This window comes from Mycobacterium sp. IS-1590 (assembly GCF_001500025.1).
Taxonomy (GTDB): domain Bacteria; phylum Actinomycetota; class Actinomycetes; order Mycobacteriales; family Mycobacteriaceae; genus Mycobacterium.
Genome location: NZ_LQIW01000023.1, coordinates 283,206 through 299,692 on the forward strand (window position 1 = coordinate 283,206; position 16,487 = coordinate 299,692).

A 16,487-nucleotide genomic window follows, 5' to 3' on the forward strand; every position below is an offset into this window, starting at 1 on the left:
TGACGGTCTCGCACGGACGCTACGACAGCCCTTTGCGCAGTTGCTGTCCCAATTTGCGGTTCTCGACAGGTTCCCCGAGATAGGGGGCGGCTCGCGCGATGGCCAGTACCGCGGGAGGACGAGGCGGGATCTTGTAGAAGCGGTTGCCGATCACCAACCAGCCGCCACCGTCACTGCCGGCGCCGCCCATCAGCTGCCCGACGAGATCAGGCAGGCGGGACGCGTCCCAGCGAAACGTCCGGCCGATCACCGAAACGGTGTCCTGAACCTGGTTGACGGCGTAGATACGGGATCCATCCGGCGTGACCACCACGCCACTGGGACCGTGCACATCGATGGTGTCGATGAGCGTGTTGGTGGTGGTGTCGATCACCGAGACGACGCCGCTCCAGTCAGCGGCCGCACTCGCGACGAAGACCCGCGAACCGTCGGAATCGACCGCCATTCCCGCGGGCGGCCAGAAGTCCCCTGGAATGGTGACGGTGGCCGCGACATTCCCACTGGCGGTGTCGATCACCTTCACCGCCTCCGCCTTGAGCCCGTTGGCCCATGAGGTCAGGATGCTCGCGAAAATCCGTCCGCCATCGGGGCTGAGGACGATCGCACCTGGTTGTCCACCGACGGTGATCGAATCGACAACGGCGTTGGTGGTGGTGTCGATCACCAGAATCGTGCCCGCGTGAATATGCGATACGTACAACCGGGCGCCGTCGGGGGTCACCGCGGGCCAGTACGGATCTTGATCGGTGTCGATGGTTCCGGTGACGGTGTTGGTGGACGTGTCGATCACCGTGACCGTGTCGGTATCCGTGTCGCCGCCCGCCGCGTAAACCGTTGTGCCGTCGGGATTTATCGCCAACCGCATCCACGAGTTCCCGACGGGAATTTCGGCGACGACCACCTTTGCCGTGACGTCGACAACCGAAACAACGCCGAGTCGGGACACGTACAACCGGTCGCCGTCCGGGTGGACGACCGCGTGCATCAGGTACGCCGGATCATCCGCGACGGCGATCGTGGCGGTGACGGAGTTGGTCGCGGTGTCGATCACCGAGATCGTGTCGCTGGTGTTGTTCAAGACGTAGGCGCGGGCACCGTCCGCACTGATCGCGATCCAGCCCGGCGTGAGCCCAACCGGGATGGTGGCTAGCACACCCAGCATGACGACCCCTTCGCCAGTGAATGCCGGACTATCAGCGGAACTCTAGACCCGGCCCGGTCGGCTTTTGGGGTTTCGGTCGAACCGCTGATCAGCCGATCGGCACCAGGTCGAAGGTCTGGCGCACGATCGACAGCAACCACCCCGCGGCCGTGGGGCTGCGGTACCGGGGCCAGTTCAACTGGAAGCTGACCACCCACGGTTGTCCGGTGTGGTCCACGGCGTACCAGCTGAACGTCAAGTCACCGGGCAGGTTTCCGCCCTTGGCGCCGATGTACCCCCACTTGGATCCGTCGAGGTCGATACCGGGTATCGCCGAGAGGATGTCCTTCACCGGCGCGGCCTCGCCCACAGCGGCGGCCTGCAGGGCGACGTGCACACGGCAGATGTCGGCGGCGCTGCCGTACCACTCCGCCCCGAAGTTCGACGCCGGGGTATGCGTCCGTTGTGGATCCGGTTCGTAGGGGCGCGAATTCGTCTGCTGGAGAAGTCGCGCCCGCCCCTGCGGGCCACCCCTCTCGACGGCCTGGCGCCACTGCTCGCGCAGATCGGGTCGCCCCCAGCCGACCGAGAACATCTCGTGCATGGTCGGAAACGGCGTCATGCTGGCCGGGTCGTGGTGACGGGCCAGCACCAGCGCACGTTCCACCGCACCCGTGCCCAGACGCTCGATGAGAAGATCGGTGGCCATGTTGTCGCTGGCCGAGATCATCTGCTGCGCAGCGGTTCTCACCGATACCCGGGCACCGGCAGGGAGCTCTTCGAGGCCCGCGGACCCGACCGCCTTGGCCCGCTTCGTGATGGTCAGCGGGTCGGTCCACTTCAGGGTGCCGGCTTTGACGGCTTCGGCGACCGCGAGCAGCACGTAGAGCTTGAAAATCGACGCCAACGGCAACGACAGTTCGGTGTTGGTTCCGGCCACCACGTCGCACCTCGACTGGTCGGCAACCACCCTCGACACCTGATAGGAGTAGCGCGCACCCGACTTCGTGATCTCGGCGTCGACGTCGGCCCAGTCGTCGATCTGCGGCGGGCGCAGCGTCACGTCGAAGCGGTCGACCATGCCCGCCTCGTCGGTGCGAAGGTCGATCTCCTGCGCGACGCCATACGACGTCAGCACCCCGACCTCGGCATGCCCGGCCCGGATGTCGACGTCGGTCACCTTGAACGGCCGGTCCCACCAGATTCTGTCGAGCTTGGCGACGATCTCGTCGACCTTCTCGGGCACCGCCATCGTGCGCACGCCCACGGGGCCGATCGGCCAGTCGGAGTTGAGCATGTCCAGCGTCTGCTTGGCCCGCAGCCCCTGGGGCGTGTTGATCTCGATGGGCGCGCCGTACGCGGCGTCGGCCGGCGCAGGCCCGACGTCGGCGCAGCCGCCGACGGCGACGGCCAACGAGGCCGCGACCGTCAGCGCGAGCGTCCGGCGCGCGATGAGCGAGCCTCTACTTGTCAGCACCCGCAACGTCGAGGACGACCTCGAACTCGAGCAGTGACGCACCGGTCGCCACCGGGTTGGCCTGCTGGCCCTTGTGGGCTTCGATGGCCGGGCCCGTCGCCCAGGCCTGGAACGCCTCCTCGGACTCCCACTGCGTCACCACGAAGTAGCGGTTCTCGCCCTTGATGGGCCGCAGCAGCTGAAAGCCGAGGAAACCGGGCTGGTTGTCGACGGCGTGAGCCCGATGCGCGAAGCGCTTCTCCAGTTCGGGACCGGCGTCCGGCGGGACCTCGATCGCGTTGATCTTCACCACGGGATTCTGGCTTGGCATGCGCATCAGGCTACCGAATGCACCCGGGCCACCCGGAGGCACGATGATGTCGGGATGCAGGCACCAGGCGGTACGCGACCCCCGCTCACGCACCGCGGCGGCAGGGGCCGACCGCTCGTCCTGGTGCACGGCCTGATGGGCCGGGGCAGCACATGGTCGCGCCAGCTCCCGTGGTTGACCCGGCTGGGTGAGGTCTACACCTACGACGCGCCCTGGCACCGCGGCCGCGACGTCGCCGATGTCCGGCCGATCAGCACCGAGCAGTTCGTCGCCGAACTCGGTGACGCGGTGGCCGGTATCGGTGCACCCGCCGTCATGATCGGCCATTCGATGGGCGGACTGCATTCGTGGTGCCTGGCCGCTACCCGACCCGATCTCGTGGACGCGTTGGTGGTCGAGGACATGGCACCGGACTTTCGCGGCCGCACCACCGGCCCCTGGGAACCCTGGCTGCACGCGTTACCGGTCGAATTCGACTCGGCACAGCGGGTTTACGACGAGTTCGGCCCGGTGGCGGGCCAGTATTTCCTCGAAGCATTCGACCGCATTCCCGGCGGCTGGCGGTTGCACGGCCGTACGGATGTCTGGATCGAGATCGCCGCGGAGTGGGGCACTCGCGACTACTGGCGCGAGTGGCGGGCCGTCCGCGTGCCCGCGTTGTTGATCGAAGCGGGCAACTCGGTCACCCCGCCGGGGCAGATGGCCCGGATGGCGGAGTCCGGACCCCACACGACCTACCTGCGGGTGCCCGATGCCGGTCACCTCGTCCACGACGATGCTCCGCAGGACTATCGGCGGGCGGTCGAGTCGTTCCTAGCGACGCTCTCCCACCGCACCTGACGAGGGCCAGACGGGGTGGCGCTCGAAGCGGGTGCGGATCGCGTCGAGGTCGTGTTCGAGGCGCAACAGGTCGCGGTCGTCTTCGAAAACCCGGCCTGCCATCGGCGCGGCCATGCGGAATTGGTCACGGTGCAACCGCAGGTGCCCGGAGCGGCTGGCGGCCCAGGCGAGCGCGGCCGCCACCGCGGCCGGGGAAACGAGAACCAGAAGTGCCAGTAAAGTGCTCATGGCAGTAACTATTCGTCAGATAAAATTCCGCCAACAGTGGCAGCAATGACACTTTGCGATAAAATACTGCCATGCCAATCAAGAGCGTATCGACTCTCGTCCTGGACGGACTGGCGATCTTCGAGTTCGGCGTCATCTGCGAGGTCTTCGGCATCGACCGCTCCGGCGACGGGGTCCCCAACTTCGACTTCAAGGTGTGCGGTCCGGTTCCGGGGAAGCCGCTTCGCACCTCGGTCGGTGCGACACTGACCCCCGAGCACGGCCTCGACGACCTCATCGGGGCGGACCTGGTCGCCATCCCCGCAATCGGAGGGTCGCAGTACCTGCCCGAGGCGCTGGCAGCCATCCGGGCCGCCGCCGAGTCGGGATCGATCATCCTGACCGTGTGTTCCGGCGCGTTCGTCGCCGGTGCCGCCGGGCTCCTCGACGGCAGACCGTGCACGACGCACTGGATGCACGCCGAGGAACTCGCGCGCAAGTATCCGACGGCCAAGGTTGACCGCAACGTGCTGTTCGTCGACGACGGAAACCTGATCACCAGCGCGGGCACCGCGGCGGGCATCGACGCGTGCCTGCACCTGGTCCGACGCGAACTGGGCAGCGAGGTGACCAACAAGATCGCACGCCGCATGGTGGTGCCGCCCCAACGTGACGGCGGTCAGCGCCAGTACATCGACCAGCCGATCCCGGTTCGGTGTTCGGAACGCTTTGCGCCGCATCTGGATTGGATACTGGCCAATCTCGACAAGCCGCACACGGTCGCCACGCTGGCCGCCCGCGCCCACATGTCGGCGCGCACGTTCGCTCGGCGGTTCGTGGAGGAGACGGGTCGCACGCCCATGCAGTGGGTGACCGATCAACGCGTGTTGTACGCCCGAACCCTGCTGGAGGAGACCGACCTCGACGTCGACCGCATCGCCGAGCGCAGCGGCTTCGGGACAGCGACTCTGTTGCGGCACCACTTCCGCAGGATCATCGGGGTGACACCGTCGGACTACCGGCGCCGGTTCGCTTGTGCCACGTGTGAACCCGAGCCCGACGCCGACTCCGAAATGGCCTCGGCCTGACCTCATGCCGTGCGCGCTCAGCCGCCCTCTCCGGCGAGCGCGAACCGGCCGTCGGCGGTCTGCTCGATGAGGCCGTCCACCAGAAGCGAGTCCAGCGCACGGTCGCGTTGCGCCGTGTCGGACAGCCACACGACGTCCAGCTGCGCCCGGGTGACGGGAGAGTCGTTGTCCCGCAGCACATCGAGTAGCTTGCCGCGGACCTGACGGTCGGTGCCCGCATAGCGTTGGACGCGCCGCGCGGGCGAGCCCGACACGGGAAAGCCTAGGGACCGCCACGCGCACGTGCTCAGCGGGCACACCCCGCACCGGGGCGCACGCGCGGTACAAACCGTCGCGCCCAACTCCATCAGGGCGATCGAGAATGTCGGTGCCAGAGCGTGTTCGGGCAGTAGTGCCTCGACATCGGCGAGGTCGCGCAGCGTCGACGATGCGGCCGCGTCCGCGCGCCCGTGTACGACCCGGGCCACCACCCGCCGAACGTTGGTGTCGACCACCGGCACTCGACGCCCGTACGCGAAGCAGGCGATGGCCCGCGCGGTGTAGGCCCCGACGCCGGGCAGCGTCAGCAGCGTCTCGACGTCGGACGGGACGACATCGTCGTACTGGCCGGCGATCACCGTCGCGCATTCGTGTAACCGCTTGGCGCGGCGTGGATAGCCGAGCTTGCCCCATGCCCGCAGGATGTCTGCGGCGCCGGCCGCCGCGGTCGCCGACGGCGTCGGCCATCGCTGTACCCACGCGAGCCAGACCGGCTCGACCCGAGCGACCGGCGTCTGCTGCAGCATGAACTCGCTGACCAGGATCTGCCACGGGGTGATTCCCGGCCGGCGCCACGGCAGATCTCGCTGTTCGCGGTCATACCAATCGACCACCTGGTGCACAATGTCGGTCATGCCCAACACCAGCCCAGTGACCGCTTGGAAAGCACTCAAAGAGGGTAACGAGCGCTTCGTCGCCGGAAAGCCCCAACATCCGAGCCAGGGGGTTCAGCATCGCGCAAGTCTGACCGGCGGGCAGAAGCCGACCGCGGTCGTGTTCGGCTGCGGAGACAGCCGGGTGGCGGCCGAACTGATCTTCGACCAGGGCCTGGGCGACATGTTCGTGGTGCGCACCGCCGGTCATGTCATCGACTCGGCGGTGCTGGGTTCCATCGAGTTCGCGGTCTCGGTGCTCAACGTGCCGTTGATCGTCGTGCTGGGCCACGACAGCTGCGGCGCCATCAAGGCCTCACTGTCCGCTCTCGACGAAGGTGTGGTGCCCGGTGGTTACGTGCGCGACATCGTCGAGCGGGTGATGCCGTCGATACTGCAGGGACGCCGCGAAGGGTTGGGCAGGGTCGACGAATTCGAGGCCCGCCATGTCACCGAGACCGGCACGCAGCTGATGGCCCGCTCGACGGCGATTGCCGAGCAGGTGGCGGCCGGCGACCTCGCGATCGTCGGCGCGACCTATCGCCTCGCCGACGGCCGGGTGATGTTGCGGGACCACATCGGCGACATCGGCGAAGGCTGACCTGGCCCCGTTGCTGTCCGCTCATTGGGCGACACGCCGAGCGACCTCGACCGATAAGGCGTGACCTGGCCTTACCGTGAGGTTGTGCTGGATCTGGAACCGCATGGCCCGCTACCGACGCAGATTTACTGGCGTCGCAGGGCATTGGCGTTGGGCATAGCGGTCCTCGTGATCGGCGTGATCGCGGCCATCGTGGTCGTGGTCGTGAAGAACACCGGGGGCTCCGACACGGAGGGTGCCGAGGCGTCCGCTCCCGCCGCGGCCGGCGCGCCGACGCCGCTGCCGGGGGAGAACCCCGAGGTGAAGACGCCGGTGATGCCGCCGGCGCAGGACGCACCGCCACCTACCCCGACGCCCACCGCGGCCGTCACGCCGCCGCCGGTGCTCAACGAGGGCGACGACTGCCCCGACTCGACGCTGGCGGTCAAGGGCATCACCAACCAACCGCAGTACGTCGTCGGTGAGCAGCCCAAGTTCACGATGGTCGTCACCAACATCGGGCTGGTCGGCTGCAAACGCGACGTCGGCGCCGCCGTGCTGGCCGCCTACGTCTACTCGCTGGACAACGCCCGGCTCTGGTCCAACCTCGACTGTGCGCCGTCGAATGAAACCCTGGTCAAGGCGTTTCAGCCCGGCGAGCAGGTGACCACCGAGGTCACCTGGACGGGCATGGGGTCCGCGCCGGGTTGCCCGCTGCCGCGCCAGCCCATCGGGCCGGGCACCTACAACCTCGTCGTCCAGCTGGGCAACCTGAGGTCGGCCACGGTGCCGTTCATCCTGGCCGCGCCGCAGTCACCGGAGCACGGTCAGGGCGTCGCCCCGCCGCCGGGACCTGTCCCGAACTGAGGTTCGGCGCACGCTCAGGCCAGCCGGTCGGCAATCGTCGACTCGGCCAGCTGCGAAAGGCCCTCCCGGATGTGGCGCGCCCACATCGAGCCGATGCCCTCGACCGACTGCAGATCGCCGGCGCTGGCGGCCAGCAGGCCCTGTAGCGACCCGAACGAGCGAACCAGCAGGTCGACATGTGCGAACTGCAGGCGCGGGATACCGGCCATCGCGCGGTAGCCCCGCGAGCTCATCGCCGAATCCTGCGCCTCGATGGTCGACGGGTAACCGTAAACCCTTGCCAGCGTCGTGAAGTCCAGCAGTTCGCTGTCGGAGAGGCCGTCGAGCTCCTCGAGGGTGGCGCTCACCTGCGCCGCCGAAGGCGGGTCCGGGTTGGCGTGATAGTCGCGCACGATGAGCTCACGGGCGGTGTCGTTGTCGCCGACCAGCTCATCGAGCTGGAGTTTGAGCTGACGGCCGTCGGTGCCGAGTTCGACCACGTATGAATCGATTTCGAGGCTGATTCGGCGGACCATCTCGAGTCGCTGCACCACGGTCATCACGTCGCGCAGCGTGACGAAATCTTCGATCTCGGCCGTCGACAGCTGTCGGCTGACCTCGTCGAGGCGCGTCTTGTAGCGCTCGAGGGTGTCGATCGTCTGGTTCGCGCGCGACAGGATCGTCGCCGAGTCGGGCACCACGTGCCGCTCACCGGCAACGTAGACGGTCACGATGCTCATCGAGTGACTCACCGAGATCACCGGGTAGCCGGTCTGGATCGCCGTGCGCTCGGCGGAGCGGTGCCGGGTTCCGGACTCCTCGGTCGGAATCGACGGGTCGGGAACCAGCTGCACGTTGGCCCGCAGGATGTGGGCGCCGTCGCTGGACAACACCACCGCGCCGTCCATTTTCGAGAGCTCGCGCAGGCGTGTCGGCGCGTAGCGGACATCGAGGGAGAAGCCGCCGTCGCAGATGGCCTCGACGCTCTCGTCGTAGCCGATCACGATCAGGGCGCCGGTACGGCCGCGCAGGATGCGCTCCAGGCCGTCACGCAGCGCCGTTCCCGGGGCTAGGCGAGCGATCGTCTCGCGCATGGTGGGTCGCGCCAACGGCACCACCGTGCGTCCCGATCTGCCACCCGACTTCACGGCCATCGCCCCTCCCTAGGATCGGCCGCCATTGCACTATCTTTGCTGATCTTTGCTGATATCGCGCAAAACCCGCAACGCCGACCCGATGTCGTGGGCGGTGATCGCCCGCAGACCGGCAGGTACCGACGCCACGCCGGGTGGCACGACCGCCGAGGTGAAGCCGAGCCGGGCCGCTTCGGCCAGGCGGCGGTCCATGCCGGCGACCCGGCGCAGATCGCCGGCCAGGCCGACCTCGCCGATGGCCACGGCGGCCGCGGGCACGGGCAGGTCCATCTTCGAGGACGCGATGGCCACCGCGATCGCCAGATCGGCCGACGGATCGGTCAGGCGCATGCCGCCCACCGTCGACAGGTAGATGTCGTGGGCGCCCACCGACAGGCCGGCGTGCTTGTCCAGAACCGCGGTGATCATCGCGGCACGTGAGGAGTCGATTCCGCTGACGGCGCGACGGGCCGTTCCGTTCGCGGGCGCCCCGATCAGCGCCTGCACCTCTCCGATCAACGGACGCTTACCGTCCAGGGTGACCGTGATCGCGGTTCCGGCAACGGGTTTGGGCCGTTGGTCGCGGAACAGGCCGGAGGGGTCGGCCACGCCCTCGATCCCGTTGTCGTGCAACAGGAAACAGCCGACTTCGTCCGCGGCGCCGAAGCGGTTCTTGATACCGCGGACCATTCGAAGCGACGATGCGCGGTCACCCTCGAAGTGCAGAACGACGTCAACGAGATGCTCGAGCGAGCGCGGCCCCGCGATCGCGCCGTCCTTGGTGACGTGGCCGACGAGGATCAGCGCGACGCCGGATGTCTTGGCCGCCATCGTCAACGCGGTGGTCACCGCGCGTACCTGGGTGACACCGCCGGTGACGCCGTCGGCCTCGGTCGTGGACATGGTTTGCACGGAGTCGACCACCACCAGGCTTGGCTGCACCTCGTCGATGTGGCCGAGCGCTGTGGCCAGATCCGACTCCGCGGCCAGGTACACCTCGTCGTGGGTGCAGCGCATGCGTTCGGCCCGCATCCGGATCTGGCCGGCGGACTCCTCACCCGAGAGGTACAGCGCGCGCTTGCCTGCCGTCGCCCAGCGGTGAGCGACCTCCAACAACAGCGTCGACTTGCCGACACCCGGGTCACCGGCGAGCAGCGTCACCGATCCGGGAACCAGACCGCCGCCGAGGACCCGGTCCAGCTCGGCGACGCCGGTGTGGGTGTGGCGGGTGCGCCCGGGATCGATGGAGCTGATCGGGACGGCCGCGCTGGACGGGGCCACCGAACGCCGGGTTCCGGCGCCGGCCACCGCGGACAGCACGGCCACCTCGTCGACGGTGCCCCAGGTGCCGCACTCGGGGCAGCGGCCGACCCATTTGAGGGTGACGTGATGGCACTCCGAGCAGCGGTACTGCGAGCGCGTTTTGGCGCCACCTTTGGCCACGAAGTGACGGTAGCCGTCAGCGCCGACAGATACTCAGCGGTGAGGGGTCGTGTCGCGGACCTCGCTCAGTGTCCGCCCCCGTGCCCGCCGGCTTCGGCGGCTTCGCCGCGACGCGGTGCCTCACCGGCAGAGATCGGCACCCGCACGGTGATCTCGCCTGCCTTCTCGAACTTGAAAGTGAAGTCGTAGAGCAGGCCGTTGGTGATCGGCTTGCTCAAGGCGACGCTCGCTTCGGCGGCTTCGGCGGCCTCGACGCTCTCCAACGGCGTGATCTGGCCGTCCGGTGCGCCGACCGTGAGCATGCCGCCGGCGGGCACCGTGGTGTCGCCGGTCAGGGTCACCGCGCCGACCTCGGCGGTGACCGACTCCAGCTTGTCGTCTTGTTCGGGCGAGGTGTTGGCCGCCACGAAGATCAGCTCGACGTCTTTGCCGGGCCGAACGAAGTCGGTCACTTGTTGGGCCCGCAGGTGCACGTTGCGCAATGCGATTTCGCCGACGTTCGCGCTGGTGCCGTTGACGGCCGGCTCCTGCGTGGTCATCTGGGAGACCTGTCCCGAACTGCAGCCGACGAGCGCCCCGCCCACGACAAAGGCGGCGGCCAGCCCGCAGGCGGCCAGTTTGAAGCGGTCCACTCTTGCCTCCTGCTCGGGCCGTCGAAGCGACCGATCCGATCGGTCGCGGCATTCGACTATGCAGAGTAGTAGGTGCGTGCGGGCGGCGGTAGCTGAGGTCCGCTCAGCTACCCCACGGACTTCTCGAAGACCCTTGAGCCATGCATGGATTCGTCGGCGTGTCAACCCCCAACGTCCACGTGAGGTGCCCCTGACCTGCACCGTTGGTCCACCCCCGTCTGGGCACCGTGCTAGCATTGAGGGGTGAAAGGGGCTCGAAACTGATGATTTTCAAGGTCGGAGACACCGTTGTTTATCCCCACCACGGTGCTGCGTTAATCGAGGCGATCGAAACCCGGACCATCAAAGGCGAACAGAAGGAATACCTCGTCTTGAAGGTCGCCCAGGGTGACCTCACGGTTCGAGTGCCAGCCGAGAACGCAGAGTATGTCGGGGTGCGCGACGTCGTCGGACAGGAGGGCCTGGACAAGGTTTTCCAGGTGCTCCGCGCCCCCCATACCGAGGAACCGACCAACTGGTCGCGGCGGTACAAGGCCAATCTCGAGAAGTTGGCCTCGGGTGACGTGAACAAGGTCGCCGAAGTGGTCCGCGACTTGTGGCGACGCGATCAGGAGCGTGGCCTGTCGGCGGGTGAGAAGCGGATGCTGGCCAAGGCGCGGCAGATCCTGGTGGGCGAGCTGGCTCTCGCCGAGAACACCGATGACGAGAAGGCCGCGACCATCCTCGACGAGGCACTCGCCGCCGCTTCCTGAAGCCGATGACGAGCCTGCCAAGGGTCGGGCTCGGCACCGACGTACACCCCATCCAGGCGGGTCGGCCGTGTTGGTTGCTGTGCCTGCGGTTCGACGGCGCAGACGGGTGCGCAGGCCACTCCGATGGTGATGTCGCGGCGCACGCACTGTGCGATGCGCTGCTTTCCGCGGCCGGTCTCGGCGACCTCGGTGAGGTCTTCGGCACCGGTCGCGACGAGTGGCGTGACGCCGGCGGTGCCGACATGCTTCGGCATGTTCACCAGCTCGTCTCCGCTCGGGGCTTCCGGATCGTCAACGCGGCAGTGCAGGTGATCGGCAACCGGCCGAAGGTCGGCCCGCGCCGCGGCGAGGCGCAGAAACTCCTGTCCGAATTGCTCGGCGCCCCGGTGTCCGTCGCCGCGACCACCACCGACGGTCTGGGTCTGACCGGCCGTGGTGAGGGTCTGGCCGCGATCGCTACCGCGTTGGTGGTTGACGGCGATTAGGCTTGTAAGCTGGCCCGTCGTGAGCTGGGCGAACAATCGCTGTCGTGATTGGGGCGAACGATTGGGTGGCGTGAACCAGACGATCGCTTGGGCGGTCGGGGCGTGACCGACCTGCGGCTGTACGACACCATGAGCGGTGCCGTGCGCGACTTCGTTCCCGTGCGCCCTGGGCACGCCTCGATCTACCTCTGCGGTGCCACGGTTCAGGGGCTGCCCCACATCGGGCACGTGCGCAGCGGAGTCGCGTTCGACGTGCTTCGGCGCTGGTTGATGGCCAAGGGTTACGACGTCGCCTTCATCCGCAACGTCACCGACATCGACGACAAGATTCTCAACAAGGCCGCCGATGCCGGAAGGCCGTGGTGGGAGTGGGCCGCCACCTACGAACGCGCGTTCTCGGCCGCCTACGACGCGCTCGGGGTACTGCCGCCGTCGGCCGAACCGCGCGCCACCGGCCACATCACCCAGATGGTCGAGCTGATCGAGCGGCTGATCGAGCGGGGCCACGCCTACGTCGGTGACGGCGATGTCTACTTCGACGTGCTCAGCCTGCCCGGCTACGGCAAGTTGTCCGGCCACCGGATCGACGACGTGCACCAGGGTGAGGGCGTCGCGACGGGCAAGCGTGACGACCGCGATTTCACCCTGTGGAAGGGCGCCAAACCCGGTGAACCGTCCTGGCCGACGCCATGGGGGCGCGGAAGGCCGGGCTGGCATACCGAGTGCGTCGCGATGTGCCAGGCTTATCTCGGCGCGGAGTTCGACATCCACGCGGGCGGCATGGATCTGGTGTTCCCTCATCACGAAAACGAGGTCGCGCAGGCCGAGGCGGCCGGCGAACCGTTCGCCCGGTACTGGCTGCACAACGGCTGGGTGACCATGGGCGGCGAGAAGATGAGCAAGTCGTTGGGCAACGTGCTGGCGATTCCCGCTGTGCTGCAGCGCGTCCGGGCCGCGGAGTTGCGGTATTACCTGGGCAGCGCGCATTACCGGTCGATGCTGGAGTTCTCCGAGACGGCGCTGCAGGACGCCGCGAAGGCCTATTCCGGTATCGAAGACTTCCTGCACCGCGTCCGCAACCGGGTGGGCGCCGTCGTCCCCGGCGAGTGGACGCCGAAGTTCGGCGCGGCGCTCGACGACGACCTGTCCGTTCCGATCGCGCTGGCCGAGGTGCACGTCGCCCGCGCCGAGGGCAATCGTGCGCTGGACGCCGGCGACCACGAGACGGCCCTGACGCAGGCGATGTCGATCCGCGCGATGTTGGGCATCCTCGGCGCGGACCCGCTCGACGAGCGCTGGGAATCCAAGGACGAGACGTCGGCCGCACTGGCCGCGGTCGACGTGTTGGTTCGCGCGGAGGTCGAGCGGCGCGAGGATGCCAGGGCACGGCGGGACTGGGCCGAGGCCGACGCGATCCGGGATCGGCTCAAGGAAGCCGGGATCGAGGTCACCGACACCGCCGATGGCCCGCAGTGGACGCTGCTCGACGGGCACACGAAGTAGATGGCCGGCAACTCGAGGCGCAGGGGCGCGGTCCGTAAGCCGGGAACGAAGAAGGGGCCGACGGTCGGATCGGGCGGTGTGCGGCGCCGGGGTCTGGAAGGCCGCGGCGCCACTCCGCCCGCGCACATGCGTCCCAACCATCCAGCCGCGAAGCGGGCGGCCAGGGCGGCGAAAACCCAGCCGCGCCGGCAGGGTAAGAAGACCGACGACACCGAGGTGGTACTCGGGCGCAATCCCGTCCTGGAGTGCCTGCGCGCCGACGTGCCCGCGACCGCGTTGTTCGTCGCACTGGGCACCGACGCCGACGAGCGGTTGACCGAATCCGTGCAGCTCGCCGCCGACGCGGGCATTTCGATCCTCGAGGTGCCGCGCCACGACCTCGACCGCATCGCCGCCAACGGTCTGCATCAGGGTGTGGCGCTTCAGGTTCCGCCGTACTCGTACGCCCATCCAGACGATCTGCTCGCAGCCGTCACGGCCGATGGCGGACCGGCGCTGCTGGTGGCGCTGGACAACATCTCCGATCCGCGCAATCTCGGTGCGATCGTGCGTTCGGTCGCCGCGTTCGGCGGCCATGGAGTCCTGATTCCGCAGCGGCGCTCGGCGTCGGTCACCGCGGTCGCGTGGCGAACCAGTGCAGGTGCCGCCGCCCGGATTCCGGTTGCGCGGGCCACGAATCTCACTCGCACACTGAAGAACTGGGCCGACGCGGGTCTGCAGATCGTCGGCCTGGACGCCGGCGGAGACACCACGGTCGACGGACTGGACGGGTCCGGGCCGATCGTCGTCGTGGTCGGCTCCGAGGGCAAGGGGTTGTCGCGTCTGGTAAGGGAGACCTGCGACGCGGTGGTGTCCATTCCGATGGCGGGACCCACGGAGTCGCTGAACGCCTCGGTGGCCGCGGGTGTCGTGCTCGCCGAGATCGCCCGCCAGCGCCGAGGTTAGGGGCCGAACAGCCGCAGCCCCGCCCACAGACCGGCGACCGCAGCCACCAACGTGACCGGAACCGTGCACAGCCCGACCCGACTGAATTCGGTTGCGCTTGTCGTCATCTCGCGGCGTACGACACTGCGCCACAGCAGGTTGGCCAGCGAGCCGACGTAGGTGAGATTCGGGCCGATGTTCACTCCGATCAGCACCGCCAACACAGCGCCGGGCCCGGCCGCCGACACCAACGGCAGCAGCACCAGCACCGCGGGCAGGTTGTTGACCACGTTGGACAGCACCGCGGCGACGGCCGCGATCCCGAGCAGGGCCAGCATTCCGTGACCGCTGGGCAACAGGCCGCGCATCGCGCTGTCGAGACCGTTGACCATCACCGCGTCGACCACGATGCCCAGACACAGCACGAACAACAGAAACGGCACATCGGCTGCGGCTGCCATCCGGGCCACGGTCGTATGACGCCGGGCCAGGCTCCGGCCGCCGAGCACGATGACTCCGCCGAGCGCCGCCCAGGCCGGCGAGACTCCGAGCATCGAGGTGACGACGAATCCGGCCAGCGTCAAACCCAATACGACAAGGGGGAACACGGGAACGTGCACCCCCTCCGCGGGCACCGGCCGGGGTGCGACCGACAGCTGATCCCTGAAAAGCCAACGCAGCAAGATGAATTCGACGAGGATGGCCGACAGCCACGGCAGCGTCATCAGCGCGGCGAAGTGCAGGAAGGTGATGCCCGCCGCGGTGAACGCCAGCAGGTTGGTCAGGTTCGACACCGGCAGAAGCAGCGACGCGCTGTTGGCCAGGTGTGCGGTCGCATAGGCATGCGGGGTGGCGGGCACCGACAGCATGCGGGTGGTCGCAAGCACGACGGGGGTCAGCAACAGCACGGTGGCGTCCAGGCTCAGGATCGCCGTCGTCGCCGCCGCGATCGCGAAGACCCCTGCCAGCAAGCGGTTCTGGTTGCCGTCAGCGGCACGCGCCAACACCGCACCCGCGGCGCGGAACACCCCCTCGTCGGCGCACAGTCGCGCCAACACCAGAACGACCGCCAGAAAGCCGACCACCGGCAACAGGCGGCCGACCTCCGCCGCGGCGTCGCTCAGTGAGATGACGTCGGTGCCGATCAGCAGCGCCGCCGCGGGAACCGCCACCACGGCTTCCGGCCACTTGTGCGGGCGCGCCACCGCGAAGACCAGCACGACCGCCAGGGCGGCCACGGCCAGGATCAGGTCCACGGATCGGCACGCTGCCACAGCGTGGGCAGGTGCAATGCGACCCCGTCGTCGTGGGCCAGCCGCGACAACACCTGCATCGAGACATCGAGGTCGTCGGCCGCGTAGGGGAGCGCGCGCAGTGGTTCGTGCAGCGGACGAAAGAAGTCGTCCCAGTGGATGAGCACCACGCGGCGCGCGCCCACGGTCCGCACGGTTTCTCGCCAGTAGTCGACGAGGTAGCGCTCCGATTGCAGGCCGAGCTGGCCGACTCCGAGGTATACGATGTCGGCGCGTCGTCCGGTCAGCGCGCCGGGAACAAACCCGGCACTGCCCACGATCAGCAGGCGACGATCCGACGGGCGGTGGTGAACCAGCGTGGACCACGCCTCACCGCACCGGTATGCCGACACCTTGACCGGCGGAATGACCGGCCGCGTGATCACCCCCGGAAACCGGTCGGGCGGACAGTGATTGCCCTCGACGAGCGTGACGTCATAAGGACCCAGCTCGACGGTGCCGCCAGGGCGGGCGACCACCAGCCGGTCCTCCGGCAACCCGTGTCCGCGGCCAACGTGGGCGGCCGACTGGCCGCCGACGAGACGTGCGCCGGTCCGCTCGGCGACCACCGCGCTGTCCATCGCGTGGTCGTAGTGTGTGTGCACGGGAACGACGGCCTCCAGCCGGTCGATCTGCAGGCGGGTGAGGCAGCCGTCGATGCGCGGCTCCGACGGTGACAGCCGCCGAAAGCCCACGTCGCGCAGGCTTGGGCGGGAGAAGAAGCCGTCGGTCAGCAGCGCCGATTCACCGTCGTCGATGAGCAGCGTCGTGACACCCGCCCAGGTGACCGTCACCGGCGTGCTCGGCGTGGCCGTAGGCGTGTCGAAGTAGTTCTCGTAATCCGTCAGGTTCGGCCGGCCGAGCTTCAGACGCATGCGGCCACTCTAGGCGGGGCGATTCCGGTAGCGGCATCGGAATTCCTC

General features: G+C 68.3%; 18 protein-coding genes. 8 read left to right on the forward strand and 10 right to left on the reverse strand.

What is annotated here, in order from left to right:
* Window positions 1-19 precede the first annotated feature (19 nt).
* The 3 genes from AU197_RS16075 to mhuD form a co-directional block, all read right to left on the reverse strand.
* On the reverse strand, window positions 20-1,162 hold the full coding sequence (locus AU197_RS16075) for a beta-propeller fold lactonase family protein (RefSeq protein WP_064403659.1): 1,143 nt from the start codon (window positions 1,160-1,162) through the stop codon (window positions 20-22).
* Between the two features lie 88 nt (window positions 1,163-1,250).
* Window positions 1,251-2,618 (reverse strand): serine hydrolase, encoded by a 1,368-nt coding sequence (locus tag AU197_RS16080; protein ID WP_502687884.1) that lies wholly within the window; start codon window positions 2,616-2,618, stop codon window positions 1,251-1,253.
* Window positions 2,605-2,928 carry a mycobilin-forming heme oxygenase MhuD gene (mhuD, locus tag AU197_RS16085; RefSeq protein WP_064348188.1) on the reverse strand — a complete coding sequence of 108 codons (324 nt, stop codon included), beginning with the start codon at window positions 2,926-2,928 and terminating at the stop codon, window positions 2,605-2,607. Before mhuD ends, AU197_RS16080 begins: the two co-directional genes overlap by 14 nt.
* A 54-nt stretch (window positions 2,929-2,982) precedes the next feature.
* On the opposite strand from mhuD, the gene AU197_RS16090 reads away from it, so the two are divergent.
* The gene (locus tag AU197_RS16090; protein ID WP_064403660.1) at window positions 2,983-3,768 is read left to right on the forward strand and encodes an alpha/beta fold hydrolase; all 786 of its coding nucleotides are present in this window, start codon (window positions 2,983-2,985) and stop codon (window positions 3,766-3,768) included.
* Here the strand turns inward: AU197_RS16090 and AU197_RS26070 are convergent.
* Window positions 3,742-3,996 (reverse strand): hypothetical protein, encoded by a 255-nt coding sequence (locus AU197_RS26070; protein WP_082696704.1) that lies wholly within the window; start codon window positions 3,994-3,996, stop codon window positions 3,742-3,744. The genes AU197_RS16090 and AU197_RS26070 overlap by 27 nt on opposite strands.
* 71 nt (window positions 3,997-4,067) lie before the next feature.
* Between AU197_RS26070 and AU197_RS16100 the strand changes: the two genes are divergently transcribed.
* Window positions 4,068-5,063: a GlxA family transcriptional regulator gene (locus AU197_RS16100; RefSeq protein WP_064403662.1), complete on the forward strand. Its 996-nt coding sequence runs from the start codon at window positions 4,068-4,070 to the stop codon at window positions 5,061-5,063.
* A 17-nt stretch (window positions 5,064-5,080) separates the two neighbouring features.
* On the opposite strand, the gene AU197_RS16105 is transcribed toward AU197_RS16100, so the two are convergent.
* Window positions 5,081-5,956: an iron-sulfur binding domain-containing protein gene (locus AU197_RS16105; RefSeq protein ID WP_064403663.1), complete on the reverse strand. Its 876-nt coding sequence runs from the start codon at window positions 5,954-5,956 to the stop codon at window positions 5,081-5,083.
* On the opposite strand from AU197_RS16105, the gene AU197_RS16110 reads away from it, so the two are divergent.
* Entirely contained in the window at window positions 5,955-6,575 is a 621-nt protein-coding gene (locus AU197_RS16110) for a carbonic anhydrase (protein ID WP_064403833.1), read from the forward strand. The genes AU197_RS16105 and AU197_RS16110 overlap by 2 nt on opposite strands.
* An 84-nt stretch (window positions 6,576-6,659) precedes the next feature.
* Window positions 6,660-7,421, forward strand: a complete 762-nt coding sequence (locus AU197_RS16115) for a hypothetical protein (RefSeq protein ID WP_064403664.1) — start codon at window positions 6,660-6,662, stop codon at window positions 7,419-7,421.
* A 14-nt stretch (window positions 7,422-7,435) separates the two neighbouring features.
* Here AU197_RS16115 and disA read toward each other — a convergent pair whose 3' ends face one another.
* The 3 genes from disA to AU197_RS16130 form a co-directional block, all read right to left on the reverse strand.
* Window positions 7,436-8,554, reverse strand: a complete 1,119-nt coding sequence (gene disA / locus AU197_RS16120) for a DNA integrity scanning diadenylate cyclase DisA (RefSeq protein ID WP_064403665.1) — start codon at window positions 8,552-8,554, stop codon at window positions 7,436-7,438.
* A 30-nt stretch (window positions 8,555-8,584) separates the two neighbouring features.
* On the reverse strand, window positions 8,585-9,976 hold the full coding sequence (gene radA / locus AU197_RS16125; protein ID WP_064403666.1) for a DNA repair protein RadA: 1,392 nt from the start codon (window positions 9,974-9,976) through the stop codon (window positions 8,585-8,587).
* A gap of 65 nt (window positions 9,977-10,041) precedes the next feature.
* Window positions 10,042-10,608 carry a copper chaperone PCu(A)C domain-containing protein gene (locus AU197_RS16130; RefSeq protein ID WP_064403667.1) on the reverse strand — a complete coding sequence of 189 codons (567 nt, stop codon included), beginning with the start codon at window positions 10,606-10,608 and terminating at the stop codon, window positions 10,042-10,044.
* 263 nt (window positions 10,609-10,871) lie between these two features.
* On the opposite strand from AU197_RS16130, the gene carD reads away from it, so the two are divergent.
* From carD to rlmB, 4 genes are all read left to right on the forward strand, one after another.
* Complete coding sequence (carD, locus tag AU197_RS16135; protein WP_003888533.1) at window positions 10,872-11,360, forward strand: RNA polymerase-binding transcription factor CarD; 489 nt, start codon at window positions 10,872-10,874, stop codon at window positions 11,358-11,360.
* A gap of 5 nt (window positions 11,361-11,365) precedes the next feature.
* Window positions 11,366-11,845 carry a 2-C-methyl-D-erythritol 2,4-cyclodiphosphate synthase gene (ispF, locus tag AU197_RS16140; RefSeq protein WP_064403668.1) on the forward strand — a complete coding sequence of 160 codons (480 nt, stop codon included), beginning with the start codon at window positions 11,366-11,368 and terminating at the stop codon, window positions 11,843-11,845.
* 102 nt (window positions 11,846-11,947) lie between these two features.
* On the forward strand, window positions 11,948-13,348 hold the full coding sequence (gene cysS, locus AU197_RS16145) for a cysteine--tRNA ligase (RefSeq protein ID WP_064403669.1): 1,401 nt from the start codon (window positions 11,948-11,950) through the stop codon (window positions 13,346-13,348).
* Window positions 13,349-14,293 carry a 23S rRNA (guanosine(2251)-2'-O)-methyltransferase RlmB gene (gene rlmB, locus AU197_RS16150; protein ID WP_064403670.1) on the forward strand — a complete coding sequence of 315 codons (945 nt, stop codon included), beginning with the start codon at window positions 13,349-13,351 and terminating at the stop codon, window positions 14,291-14,293.
* On the opposite strand, the gene AU197_RS16155 is transcribed toward rlmB, so the two are convergent.
* Window positions 14,290-15,528, reverse strand: coding sequence for an SLC13 family permease (locus AU197_RS16155; RefSeq protein WP_064403671.1), 1,239 nt, complete (start codon window positions 15,526-15,528; stop codon window positions 14,290-14,292). The genes rlmB and AU197_RS16155 overlap by 4 nt on opposite strands.
* Window positions 15,519-16,439 (reverse strand): MBL fold metallo-hydrolase, encoded by a 921-nt coding sequence (locus tag AU197_RS16160; RefSeq protein ID WP_064403672.1) that lies wholly within the window; start codon window positions 16,437-16,439, stop codon window positions 15,519-15,521. The genes AU197_RS16155 and AU197_RS16160 overlap by 10 nt, the downstream gene beginning before the upstream one ends.
* Window positions 16,440-16,487 lie beyond the last annotated feature (48 nt).